12 protein-coding genes are annotated in these 12,342 nt (G+C 31.2%); 10 read left to right on the top strand and 2 right to left on the bottom strand.

Annotation, left to right across the window (positions count from 1 at the left end):
• The first annotated feature begins 57 nt into the window (after positions 1 to 57).
• The 4 genes from JE46_RS01165 (at position 58) to JE46_RS01150 (ending at position 4,874) form a co-directional block, all read left to right on the top strand.
• Positions 58 to 1,857, top strand: a complete 1,800-nt coding sequence (locus tag JE46_RS01165) for a T9SS type A sorting domain-containing protein (protein WP_167343408.1) — start codon at positions 58 to 60, stop codon at positions 1,855 to 1,857.
• A gap of 307 nt (positions 1,858 to 2,164) precedes the next feature.
• On the top strand, positions 2,165 to 3,283 hold the full coding sequence (locus tag JE46_RS23795; RefSeq protein ID WP_031453417.1) for a helix-turn-helix domain-containing protein: 1,119 nt from the start codon (positions 2,165 to 2,167) through the stop codon (positions 3,281 to 3,283).
• Positions 3,284 to 3,526: 243 nt separating this feature from the next.
• Positions 3,527 to 4,012, top strand: a complete 486-nt coding sequence (locus JE46_RS01155; RefSeq protein ID WP_031453416.1) for a hypothetical protein — start codon at positions 3,527 to 3,529, stop codon at positions 4,010 to 4,012.
• Positions 4,013 to 4,571: 559 nt separating this feature from the next.
• Positions 4,572 to 4,874, top strand: a complete 303-nt coding sequence (locus JE46_RS01150) for a hypothetical protein (RefSeq protein WP_031453415.1) — start codon at positions 4,572 to 4,574, stop codon at positions 4,872 to 4,874.
• 916 nt (positions 4,875 to 5,790) lie between these two features.
• Here JE46_RS01150 and JE46_RS01140 read toward each other — a convergent pair.
• On the bottom strand, positions 5,791 to 6,120 hold the full coding sequence (locus JE46_RS01140; protein ID WP_031453413.1) for a hypothetical protein: 330 nt from the start codon (positions 6,118 to 6,120) through the stop codon (positions 5,791 to 5,793).
• Between the two features lie 407 nt (positions 6,121 to 6,527).
• Here JE46_RS01140 and JE46_RS01135 point away from each other — a divergent pair, with 407 nt between their 5' ends.
• The 6 genes from JE46_RS01135 (at position 6,528) to JE46_RS01105 (ending at position 11,250) form a co-directional block, all read left to right on the top strand.
• On the top strand, positions 6,528 to 7,214 hold the full coding sequence (locus JE46_RS01135) for a hypothetical protein (RefSeq protein WP_031453412.1): 687 nt from the start codon (positions 6,528 to 6,530) through the stop codon (positions 7,212 to 7,214).
• A gap of 229 nt (positions 7,215 to 7,443) precedes the next feature.
• Positions 7,444 to 7,944 carry a DUF3859 domain-containing protein gene (locus JE46_RS01125; RefSeq protein WP_031453411.1) on the top strand — a complete coding sequence of 167 codons (501 nt, stop codon included), beginning with the start codon at positions 7,444 to 7,446 and terminating at the stop codon, positions 7,942 to 7,944.
• A gap of 101 nt (positions 7,945 to 8,045) precedes the next feature.
• Positions 8,046 to 8,465: a hypothetical protein gene (locus JE46_RS01120; protein WP_031453410.1), complete on the top strand. Its 420-nt coding sequence runs from the start codon at positions 8,046 to 8,048 to the stop codon at positions 8,463 to 8,465.
• Positions 8,466 to 8,477: 12 nt separating this feature from the next.
• Positions 8,478 to 8,912: a hypothetical protein gene (locus JE46_RS01115; protein ID WP_031453409.1), complete on the top strand. Its 435-nt coding sequence runs from the start codon at positions 8,478 to 8,480 to the stop codon at positions 8,910 to 8,912.
• A 56-nt stretch (positions 8,913 to 8,968) separates the two neighbouring features.
• Positions 8,969 to 9,562 (top strand): class I SAM-dependent DNA methyltransferase, encoded by a 594-nt coding sequence (locus JE46_RS01110; RefSeq protein WP_031453408.1) that lies wholly within the window; start codon positions 8,969 to 8,971, stop codon positions 9,560 to 9,562.
• Between the two features lie 248 nt (positions 9,563 to 9,810).
• On the top strand, positions 9,811 to 11,250 hold the full coding sequence (locus tag JE46_RS01105) for a hypothetical protein (RefSeq protein WP_031453407.1): 1,440 nt from the start codon (positions 9,811 to 9,813) through the stop codon (positions 11,248 to 11,250).
• A gap of 105 nt (positions 11,251 to 11,355) precedes the next feature.
• Here the strand turns inward: JE46_RS01105 and JE46_RS01100 are convergent, their stop codons facing one another.
• Positions 11,356 to 12,147 (bottom strand): DUF5995 family protein, encoded by a 792-nt coding sequence (locus tag JE46_RS01100; RefSeq protein WP_031453406.1) that lies wholly within the window; start codon positions 12,145 to 12,147, stop codon positions 11,356 to 11,358.
• Positions 12,148 to 12,342: the final 195 nt, after the last annotated feature.

Here is a 12,342-nt window from a genome sequence, read left to right as displayed (position 1 = left end):
ACCGGTAACCAGATGGTTAATTGCTCAGATTATTAAAAAAATTAAATGAAAAATAAAATGTATAAATTACTATTATTAACTGGAATTCTCTTTGGATTTCATAATGTTAGTGCTCAGGTATTAACTCTTACTAATCAGCTCAACATCCCATTCGATACTAATTATATAATTGCCAGGGACGGGTTTAAATCTGGTATCGCCTTTGACTCAGAAGGGAACAAAATTGTAGTTGGCAGTTGTTCGGGCAAAAATGTAGCCTTTGATGCTTCAAACATGTTGAGTACAGGTGTTGAAGCCAATGGCTTTATTGCAAAGTATAATAGCAAAAATGAAATAATATGGATAAAAAATATTGGTGGGAGTAAACATGTAGACACGCATTCGTCTATCGATGAAGTGACAGATGTATTGGTTGACAGTGAAAACAACATCTACATATTAGCGAATGTAGATTTGTTTGTAAGTGATGTGATAGATCTGGATCCGGAACACCCAGTCACCAATTCAATTATTAAAAATGAAAAATTAGATCCCTGGGATCATGCATTTAGATATTACACAGATATTATACTAGCCAAATATTCTCCTGAAGGGACATTACTTTTTTATAAAGAAATTAATGGAGAGTATCTCGTTAACTCGGGATATAGGCTCGGTTTTGATCAAAATAACAATATTCTTGTAACAGGAACCGTTGGTGGCAATATTACTTTTGATTTTGATAAAACCAAAACGTATCTGGATAATCATGATATTATTACTTATAATGACTGTACTACTCCTTTTATTGCCAGATTCAGTCGCGATGGAGAATTTCTTAATGTTAAAGGCATTGGTGGAGCAGGAGTAGTAAGACAAATGAATGTTCATTCAGAACCTTCTGGCAACTTTTACATTACCGGGAATTATCATTCTGGTAGCGGACTTGAATTTTTTATAAATGACGCTACTCCATATAAGACCCCAAAAAGCATGACTATGCAGGATTGTGGTGGCGAGAAAGAAGACATTTTTATTGCAAAATACAATAGCTCTGAAAAAGTGCAATGGGCAAAGACCATTAATAGTATGCTGTATGATAGAGCTACTGAAATACTGACCGATAAAAACGAAAATGTATATGTTACCGGATGTTTTAGGGGAAATAGTGTCGATTTCGATTTAGACAATACCCTTGCCTATGATACAAAGACATCTGCCTCCGGTGGAACTGCTTTCATTGCCAAATATGAACCTGTTAACGGAAAGTTAGTATGGCTGAAAACCATAGAAGGAGGAAGTGGTTCCGAAGCGCTTACTATGTTTATTAAAGGAGATAAGATTGTTGTGGGAGGACAGTTTCAGGGAAACGTTTCATTGGGTAACTTATCCTTAAATTCAACAGAAACAAATCCTTTCATTGCTATTATTGACACAGATGGAAACTGGGAAACGGCAAAAAAAGTTGATCAGCAAAAATCTTCTGCTATTTCAAAAGTAAAAATAGCTCCAGATGGCACAATTCATTTTTTAGGTTACGAAATTGGAATCACAAACTTTAGTGGCTTGCGTAATTTAGAAGTAAAGGGGCTTTTTATGGGCGAAGGATTATTTGACAAATTTTTAGGTACCGTAACTCCGGAAACTGAAAGTGCTGAAGAAATAACTTTTTTCCCTAACCCAGCAAGCGATATTCTTTACATAAAGAGTTTTCTGAATATTGAACAGTTGTATTTATTTGATATAACGGGCAAGTTAGTTTTATCCCAGTCTGGGACTAAACAGATTAATATTAAAAACTTACCAAAGGGAATATATTTTGTAAAAGTTAGGACAGACTCAGGAAAAGTATATACAAAACGAATTCTTAAAGAATAAAAACTGGCAAAAATATAATTTAGAAAACACTGATATTTATATGATTATTTAAAAACATCTGTCCCAAATAAGCTTTTGTAACCTTAGAGATTGAAGAAGACCGCATTCAAAGCCTGACTAATGGAGTATATTTTATTGAATTAGAAAGAGGTCTCATACGATTAAATTTATAAAAAAAATAACTAGTTATAGATTGTAGCAAGTTTGTGTGTTACAAGTTTCTATATTTGGGTGAACGAAATAAGAAAAGTAAAATGAATTACCCCGAGGCAAAGCCGCAAGGCAATTCATTAAACCCTAAAATAATATGAACAACATATTAGCTATAATAATACCAGGTGCTTGTTTGATGTTGTTATTCATCTTATTGGTCAATATCAATAAAGTGAACGTCAATGCTAATAAATGGTTAGCTCTGTTTGTTCTTTGCTTATTTATACAAAATAGCAACAGTGTTTTATTTCAATTGAAGAATAATGCTGTGTATAAGATTATTGAAATCTCTAATTTCTTTATTTCTCCTCTATTTTATTTAAGTGTTTCTTCCTTTATAAACCCAACAAAAAAATGGAAACCAAAATATTTTTTACATTTTGGTTTAGCATTCCTTTTTATAGCTTTTACTCTTTTTGTCTTATTTCTAAAACTACCAACTAATAGTAACCCAAACATTTTGAGATTAATTTCTCTTATTTTCAATTGCCTTATCGGAATTCAAGTAATAAGCTATTGCTATTTGTGTTATAAAAAAATAAAAAGACACCAAAAAAGCATCCGTTTATTTTCATCGGCAATAGAAAATGTCGATTTAAAATGGCTAAAAAACATAACATTCGTTGTCATCTTTCTGGCATTATTTTGGGCAAGCGGCATTATATTTCAAGTACAAAACGAAAATATCTATTACTATACCTTCCTGGAAATCATAAACATTTTTCTAGTCTTTTATATTACCTACTATTCTTTGAAGCAAAAGGAAATTTACCCTTATTCAAAAAAAGACAAAAAAGAATTAAAAGAAATTATTACCCAATCTTTGATTCCAAATGAAAACAGTAAAAAAATCATTGAGGACGAAAAACTGGAATCCATCAAAGTAGAATTATTACTATTGATGCAACTGGAAAAACCTTTCCTGGATTGCGAATTGAGTTTAATTAAGCTTGCTACAAAATTAAATATCACATCTCATCAACTTTCTTATACAATCAACAACGGTTTTAATGAAAATTTTTATCAGTTCGTTAATCGGTATCGCATTGAAGAAGCCAAAATAGTATTGATGAACCCGGAGATGAATCATCTTAGTTTAGTAGGAATAGCATTTGAAGTTGGTTTTAATTCAAAGACAGTTTTCAATACTACATTCAAAAAATTGACAGGAAAAACACCTTCTGAATTTAAAAAAAAGTGTTCCAATTTATAGTTTAGAACACTCAAGCCTTTATTATTACTGAATTTTGCTTAATCTATTAAAATTATGTACCAATGGAAAAAGCAGAAAAAATCAACTTCAATTTAAAACTAACCCACTTTTACTTCAACCAAAGAGTAAAAAAAAAGCTACTTTTTATTAACGATGCATAAATGAATTTTTATGCAATAAATTCATTTATACATCTATCTAATTAGAAATAATTCTAAGTTTTTAAAAAAAATAACACCGTTCATGAAAAAAATAATTTTATCTGTCATTACCCTACTAGGATTGACATTTACTTCCCAATCACAAGAAATTGCTAAAAATGCACTAGGTATCCGTCCGGGAACCAATAACGGGTTTGGAGGAGAAACTACTTATCAAAGAGGATTATCAAACCACAATAGATTAGAATTCAATCTAGGATGGAGAGACATAAGAGATTATGATGCTATTAAAGGTTTGGCGCTTTACCAATGGGTTTGGAATCTTGATGGAAACTTTAATTGGTATGTGGGCGCCGGAGCCGGTATTGCAAGCTGGGATTATGACGGTACAAAAGATCATGATAGCGGGACTTCTGTTTTTGCTGCAGGAGATATTGGCATAGAATACGGATTTAAGAAAGTTCCACTCTTATTGTCATTGGATGCAAGGCCTGAAATTGGATCAGGAAACTATGATGATGACAATTTTGGATTTGATGTAGGTATAGGAATTAAATTCAAGTTCTAAATAAAAAGCAGGAAGTTTAAATAACTTCCTGCTTTTTTAGTTTAGTTTTTTGCTAAATATTCTTCTGGTTTTTCCAAAAATCCTTCTTTGCAGGTTTTGGAAAAAAAACTATATAAATTACTTTTATAAGTTACAGTATTTCCAGCTGGCAATTCTTAACTTTTTGTCTTTTTTGATGAGAAATTGGAGAGCAAGTTTGATTGTTTTCAGGAGCTGATTCCTGCTATCCGCTATATCTTTTTAGGCAGAATATTTACGGTTTAATTATATTTTTCGTTTGCCTAAAAAGGATGCCGCTTCTATCAGGGCTAGGGAATTTCGCTTTGAAAGAATACAAACATCACTAAAAAACATCCAGCAAATTAAAAGCCTATTTGATCATTTATAATAATTTATTTATACATTAGTAAATTAATATTACACTTGTTTATCACACATATCTAACCAAATAAGATGGCTTTGTGTAATTTTATCACTCATATAAACAAGTTGGCGGTCAGTTTAACAGAAACGAACTGACGATTTAAAATCGATTTTAATTACAGCATAAAAATATAATATGTCCAAAAAAGAAGTTTTGCAAAACGAAATTATTGAAGCTATAAAAAAAATTGAATCTTTTAGTGAAAATAACAGATTTGAAGTTTTTAGTATTTATTCAAACATATACAAAAAGTATAGAGATTTAAATCGAGAAGATTTTGAATCCGAAATTGAATTTGACACTCATTGTGCAAATATAAAATCGAAAGACGCAGTAATACAATTAGAATTAAGAAATCTTCAAGATCTTAAATCTACTGTAGATGTACAATCTAATTTTGCTCAAGTTAGAATTACTTTACACAATTTGTTCGTTTAGAACAATGTTGTCCAACAATTTAAAATTGTCATTGTGAACTTAAATTTAAACTTTCATTCCTTTAAAGTGGCAGAATGATTAACCATATGATTTATATATGATAACAAATAAAATCATTGATTTTTTAACTAAAATAATCTCTATAATTACACTTCCGCTTCAATTTATTTTTGCGGTAATTTTTAAAGTAATTATAAGTTTAACTTTTAAATTAATTTATTATCCAATAAATTTAATTTGGATTGTATTATTTTATGGACCTCTTATTGGTTTATCATTCATATATGAAAAAGTTTATTTGTTAAGGATTCCTGTGTCAATTTTAGGAATTGTATTCGCAACTATAGGTTATGAATTTACTTGCTTTTTCACTTATGATGATAAGACAAAACGAGCGGAAAGATTACTTATTTGTTTAATTTTTCCATATTCATGGCATTTAAGAGAATTTACGAAATGTGATTTTTCAATAAAATTTTCGAACTGCTACAGTTCACTAATTAAATACTTAAACAAAAAAGACTTTAGTAGAGATGAATCTACTGTAGATTTAATAATCAGGCTGAAAGTAAGATTCGAAAGTAGAAACGGAACAATCTATTGAAATAAAAAACCGAACCCCAGCTCTCCGAAGTATTCCTTCCGGGCGCTACGCAAACTTCTCCAGCTCCCCGAAGTGTTCAAACTGAATCGCTACGCAAATGTCTCTGACTTTGCGTTTTTTTTTGTTTCCTATAAATCGTAAAACCACTCAAAAGTCTCCCGACTTTTTACTGATTGTTCTAAAAACAATTAATACAAGACATTAATTCCATAAATGGAAACGAGCCTCTGAGACGTTTCTGTTTTCAAATTAATGATATCGAAAATAGCGCAAAGTCAGAGACAATGCCCAGCACCGAAAAAATAAATTACATTAAACTTTCAAATTTAATTTATACAATTCATCCAATAATTCCATTTCTTCTTCAGGCAATAACTGCAAGGCAATTTCAAGTAAAGTCATTACATTAATATCTGTGTTTACGGTATGACTTGGTAAACTTGGTGCATCATGATGAAGCAAAACAATACTAGCTTTTAGCAAATCTGAAACCATTAAGTTTAATTGGTTATAACCGGATACTTTAAGTGTTACATTAAACGAATTATCACTATTATGATGCGGTTTTAGCTTTTTAAACTTTTTTGACGTATACATTGATTGAAGAAATTCTGCTACTTGTTCTTTATGTTGTGTTTCCATGATATTCTATTTTAGTTTGTATTGTCTTTTATTCTGATTTTTCATAGAGACGAAATTACAAGTAATGAATTACTTTTAAAGGATTGTATACAATCAGTTGTATACAACCGATATATAAATCAAAATAATAAACCTTAAAAATTATACAAGAAATATCTTATATTTGATAATAATTAAACCTATTTATATGAATAAGCTGATTAAACTAAATCTTACAGGAGTAATTTTATTTCTTACTTCATGCCACTCTTCAATGTCTCCAATTCAAGTACATAATACACTTCCCTCCCTAACAAAATACTAAAAATCTTTATAAATCTTATATGCATAAACTTCTTTTATTCCTTTTCTCACTTCTCCTTATTTCGTGTGATTATCAAAAACCCCAAAAAGATAAGTATCCTAAAATGCTAACATTTTCTGATGTGGCTTCAAATCCTGAAAAGCTGAATCTAAAATTTTTCAGCGGAAAAAATGAAGATATCCAGGCTATTTTTATCACAAAAAAAAATTGCATTACAGTTAGTTATGTGAGTAAAAATAATAGCGCTGCATCTTCAGACTCTATTGTTATTTCAGATTATACAAGCCTTACAAATTGCAGGAAATATTATTTTAAAATCGATCAGTCTAATAATACTTCTATTAAAAATGAATCCAATTCACAATCAAAAAGTATTGATTTGTATCATGTAGAAATGATTGATGATGTAATTTACACTCTCGATTATAAATTTTCACCACCAGATTACAATCCGCAACCTTTAGATTCACTGTTTTGGAAAAATAGAGGCTCTAAAGTAGAAGTATACAATATCACAAGTCTGCATAATGAAGAAGATGTTTTAGAACCGTTTGACAGTATCGTAATCGGAAACACTTCACAATGTGGTGGCGGAAGATTAGGCGGGCCTATAGTTTGCCCGGTCTATTTAGATTACTTTAAAATTTCTTCACCAAAAAAAACAGTTTCTTTTAAAGAATTAAGCAGCTATAATAATTTCAAAATTTTAAAATTTTTTGATAAAAATTGTTTGTTATATCTTCCCAGAATTTTTGACAAAAACACCAGTTTATTTATCATTAACGAATGATTATTTTAAATACCCCAATGTTGAAGAAGCTGCACATTATTTAAAACAAAACAATATAAAAACCTGTGATGATATTGAGAAAATCCATACAGACATGCATTGGATTATGGGGCCTTCAGGTACCGTTTTTAATTTGCAAAAAAGAGCTAACACAAATAACCACTAGTCCCAATCGGGAATGATTGATAAAACCAACATAATTACGTACTAAATTTAAACCCAATATAATATGAAAATCGTTTATACATTGTTTTCTTTCTTTATTTTACAAACAATCATTTCACAGACAACTGTTAAATCTAAAACTTATGGAAACTTAGATTTTAAGGAGCTCGATTATGGACAAGCAAATGTTAAAGGCAGAAAAACCGAGGAACTTAAGAACTCTCCAACAGGAACCCGTGGCTGGTTACAAGATTTTGAGATCATAAAAAAAACAGATTCAATTGAGGCTGTTAAAAAAGCAAATTTTGGAGTTGTTTACATAGTTACTGCCAAAGATACTGTTGACATTAACATCGATATTGAATGGATTTATCCTGAAAAAATAACAAACGATAAAGGCGAAAAATTTAAAAGCATAAGATACACAACAAAAAGACCAACCAATATCCCTTCAGCCTCATCTTACAGTTTCGATGAGCCTTATGAATTGATCAAAGGCAATTGGCAAATGAATATTTTTATAGAAAATAAACGCGTTTATAGTAAGACATTTGTTTTGTATTAAAACTGCTCTTTGAAGCTTTCTTCTTAAAAGTCGTAATTACCATATCTGCGAAGTGTTTCTGCTGAAGCGCTACGCTTTGTCAGCTATTTAATACCATTTAAATGAAAACAAAATCCTTTTATATTTACGGAGCATTCTTTATCATTTTTGTTGCTGCATGTTTTTTATGGATGCTTAGAAATAATACATTCGCAGAAAAAGCTACTCATATTGATTATCGTGATAAAGATATTGAGAAAAGATTGGGATTTACATTAGAAGAATATGTAAAAACAAAATCAATAATTAATTTGCAACTTAACGGAAATGGAAAATATAATGATAGTATCCTGAATCTGTTTCAGCTTGAAATTCAAAAAATAATGAAAGCTGAAGATGCAAATAAGGGGATTCATTTAAAATTTAGTAGAAACACTACTTATGAAAATGTGATTCGTTCCTTTCAGATTTGCAAAATAGAAGATTGTTCTACCTATATTCCTGATCATTATGACCTTTGGGTTTTTCCATACTATAAATAAAAAATCTCATCCATGAAACTATTACAAATCACTACCCTACTCTTAATTTTTACCCTCACCTCATTCGCACAATCAAATCAATTCGTTGGTAATTACGAGCGTTCACTGGGTGACACAGAAGGAAAACATGTATTTGAATATAAACTGACCTTAAATCAAGACGGAACATTTGTATTTCATTATTATTCAAATATGAAACAAGGAATTCCACCTGAAGTGAATAAATACGGAAAAGGAAAATGGAGCGCAAAAGACAATCTGGTTACATTTTTTTCGAATAAACAAGAAGACTTTGATGCAAAATACACGTTAGATTTTAATAATTCTACAGCGAGATTTGTTACTAAAAATCCGAGAGATAAAAGTGATAAAATAGTTCAAACAAAACTTACGTTTTTGGAATCAGAAATCTCGTGGATGCGAAGAATTGATATTTTTAAACTATAAATCTGCCTTGTAAACCCAATAGCGCAGATTTTTTTAATTATAAATACCATAAACCTTTGACAAACAAAGACTCATACAATAAAATTATTAACAGCTGGATCAACGCAAGAAACAATACTATTGTAAACAAACCCATTATAGACTTTGCTGACTATATAAATTCAAAAGGAACTATTTTAGACATTGGTTGCGGAACAGGAATGCCAATAGCAAAATATCTTTCTGACCGTAATTTTTCCATAACAGGAGTTGACCTATCGGCTAAAATGATAGAAGCAGCCAAATCTGTCGGAATTAATAACGTAGTCTTTTGTATTTGCGATTTTTTTGATTTTGATTCAGATGAAAAGTTTAACGGAGTTATTGCCTGGGACTCGCTTTTCCATTTCCCAAAAGAACGTCAGATAGAAATTTACAACAAAGTATATCAACTGTTAGCTCCCGGAGGTTATTTTCTTTTTACCCACGGAAAAAAAGAAGACGAACATATTGACAAAATGTTTGGAGAGCAATTTTATTACAGCTGCCTGTCAAAAGATTTTGTTCTCAGCTTAATGAAAGATCTTGGTTTTGATATCGTATATTCAATTGAAAATTTTGTCGAAGAAAAAGACCAGCGGGACTGGGTTGTGCTGGCAAGAAAAAAGTAAAAATAAATACTCCGCTCTTGCCAAAGAATAATTAGCTATAATCTTCTATTGAATCTTATTGGTAAACTGCCTGCTAAGATATTAGAACTATAGTACCTACTTATGCTATTTTACTTATACCCATTTTTCTTGTCTTTGTACCTAAATCCTGAATGCTTAAGACATTTTTTCAGCAGTCAATTTCTTAATTGTTTAGTTTCAGGTCTTCAAAAGAGATAATTACAAAAATTAACCAAAGAGACCCAATTATGAAAACGACAAAAAAGGTATTACTTTTAATCACACTAATCTCATTGTGTGCCTGTAAAAAGGATTCAAAAGGAGAGAAAAACAATTACACGAATATAAAAATAAGTGCAGCTCCTTCTGAGTGTTTAGCTCCTGCTAATTGGTTTACAATCGTAAACAACACCCGCCAGACTCCTGCTCCAAATGAAGGACCAACAAGCGTATTTGCCAACAATAAAACAGTAACGAATTGTGACTTTCATCAATGGTCCTGGCAAAAATTTCTTTGGCTTACTAATGAGGTCAATGGAGTACCATTCTTTATAACTAATCTGATTCAGGTGAATTCAGCAGGTCAGCGATTAAATCCAGGTAGTGGAATTGTTTTAACAGATATTGCTCAGGCAAGTTCTCCATCTGATATTTTAAAAACACCTAATTATCCATCAGGTGTTCCTAAATCTACTACAGTCTATTATTCTATCTTCATGGACAGACTTATGTACACAACAATGCTAAAGTATGGTCCAATAGCAAAAAATGACCCTACTAGCTTAAAAGACATCACTTTTCCTGTAGGTTCATTAGAACTTAAAACCTCCTGGATTGATGCGAGTGTTCTTAAAGATCCTTCTTCTTATTTTATTACTGACGGATTAATTAATGGCGTAAAAACCAAAGTGGCTCTTTTAGGAATGCATGTAGTTGGAGTGGTAGAAAATCATCCCGAATTTGTATGGGCTACTTTTGAACATGAAAATCTTGCACCTGCTTACGACTGGTCTAAAGCTACACCAACGACTGATGCGCCAGTAACAAGTACAGTAGATTATCCTTTTTTTAATAAGAGCAGCACAGCTACGGTTACCAATATAACTTCAGGAAATGGAATTTATACCGATGTTTTTTCAGTTTATAAATATGGTGTTCCGGTTGAAAAAGCAATGAAAGGTTCTCATAATGTTCAGCTTTTCATGAAAACAAGTCAAAATGGTTCACAGAACTTAAATAATATTCGTACAATCAATCAAAGCGTTAAGTCACAGCTGAAAGGCATTTGGAACAATTATTTTTACAATGGATCCATATGGATTAATACAGCAGGATACAAGACTACTCAGCAACAAGCTGCTTTATTAGACTCCTTAAGTGGAACACTTTCAGAATCTACACCCGGAAAATTGACAAGAGGTTCTGTTGCAGCTTACAATATTACTATGGAAACCTATGTTCAGGTAGGATTTGGCCCGAAATCAATACATCAGGTTACAGTCGATAGTCTGGTTAATTGCTTTTCATGTCATAATGCCTCTCACAGATCGAAACTTTCTCCCCTTTATATTAGCCATGTTTTTAATGGGTATGTAGGAAGCCTAAAAGGCTTAACCAGAAAGCAAATTAAACAGGAAAGTGTTAAGGAAATCATGGACGATTATAATTTGCGACAAAAATTAAGATAACTAAATGGCTGATCACTTTAGTTATTAAAGCAAATATAAAATTTAAATATAAAAAAACCACAAGCGAAAGTTTGTGGTTTTTATATTGAAATTGATTATTTAAAACTAAATAACCACACACTCAGGTTCTTTTTCTTCAATTATTTTCAAATTCATTATTTTTTGAGCAACATCTCCCCTTTCGAATAAACGAATGAACTTGAAAACAGCACTTACAAAATATCCGGGATTTGAAACCAATCTGGCGATTTCGGCAATTCTTTTATCTCTTTTCTGCGTACAGGCTTCTCTTTGGTCTTCCTGAGTCCTCACAAATTCATTCGCAAATTTCCAGGCACCGTCTCTGGCGGTTTTCATACTAAAATCTATAAAAAAGTTGTCTATTTTACCCGTTAATTTTAGTATAATCGTGAGTATAGGCCAGATTTTGATTAAGCATTTTTCGACATGTTCTACCAAGTTGCTAAGAATGATGTTAATTTGGTTGAAATCAGATTCCAAATCTTTAATATTTTCTGCTGTACTCACTTCGGCTGAAGCTATTCCTAAATCCAGATTTACATGTGCATTGATTCCGAGCAGTAAATGCTGAACCACTATTGGCCAAAAGGTTTCTGCCTGCTGAAAAGAAAACTCCCAACATTCCGATGCTTTTTCTTTGGCTTTATACTGATAATATGCCTTTAGATACCGATTAGCAAAAATAACATCCAGTTTTTCCATTCGTTCACCATTCTGAAAAGAACCAATTTGAATTCCTTCTTTGATTTTTACAGTCACTTCACGATATAACATAGTAAATAAACCTATAGCGCTTTGTTTCGATATTGATTCTTTAATTATTTCATCCAGTAACTGAATAACTTCATCTATAGTAGTGGCTTGTTTTATATTCATTTCTAGTTGGTTAAGATTAAATTAGCATAAGCGAATATAATTATTTTAATCTTTCAAAAAAGTTTATTTGAAGTAAATATCTTGTTATTTTTAATACTAACTTTAGAATGTTGTTTTATTGGAAATCTTATGATTACCGGGTTAAACTATTATACCGCAACGGTCTGTAATGTATGGGGCGATCTTGGCTTTTAC

This window comes from Flavobacterium chungangense LMG 26729, from assembly GCF_000735715.2.
Lineage (GTDB): Bacteria > Bacteroidota > Bacteroidia > Flavobacteriales > Flavobacteriaceae > Flavobacterium > Flavobacterium chungangense.
This window is presented reverse-complemented; position numbering and strand designations above follow the sequence as displayed.

Bases quoted from the DNA above. Each gene is read 5' to 3' on its own strand.
- JE46_RS01165 (WP_167343408.1), top strand. From the start codon at position 58: ATGTATAAATTACTATTATTAACTGGAATTCTCTTTGGATTTCATAAT.
- JE46_RS23795 (WP_031453417.1), top strand. From the start codon at position 2,165: ATGAACAACATATTAGCTATAATAATACCAGGTGCTTGTTTGATGTTG.
- JE46_RS01155 (WP_031453416.1), top strand. From the start codon at position 3,527: ATGAAAAAAATAATTTTATCTGTCATTACCCTACTAGGATTGACATTT.
- JE46_RS01150 (WP_031453415.1), top strand. From the start codon at position 4,572: ATGTCCAAAAAAGAAGTTTTGCAAAACGAAATTATTGAAGCTATAAAA.
- JE46_RS01140 (WP_031453413.1), bottom strand. From the start codon at position 6,120: ATGGAAACACAACATAAAGAACAAGTAGCAGAATTTCTTCAATCAATG.
- JE46_RS01135 (WP_031453412.1), top strand. From the start codon at position 6,528: ATGCTAACATTTTCTGATGTGGCTTCAAATCCTGAAAAGCTGAATCTA.
- JE46_RS01125 (WP_031453411.1), top strand. From the start codon at position 7,444: ATGAAAATCGTTTATACATTGTTTTCTTTCTTTATTTTACAAACAATC.
- JE46_RS01120 (WP_031453410.1), top strand. From the start codon at position 8,046: ATGAAAACAAAATCCTTTTATATTTACGGAGCATTCTTTATCATTTTT.
- JE46_RS01115 (WP_031453409.1), top strand. From the start codon at position 8,478: ATGAAACTATTACAAATCACTACCCTACTCTTAATTTTTACCCTCACC.
- JE46_RS01105 (WP_031453407.1), top strand. From the start codon at position 9,811: ATGAAAACGACAAAAAAGGTATTACTTTTAATCACACTAATCTCATTG.
- JE46_RS01100 (WP_031453406.1), bottom strand. From the start codon at position 12,147: ATGAATATAAAACAAGCCACTACTATAGATGAAGTTATTCAGTTACTG.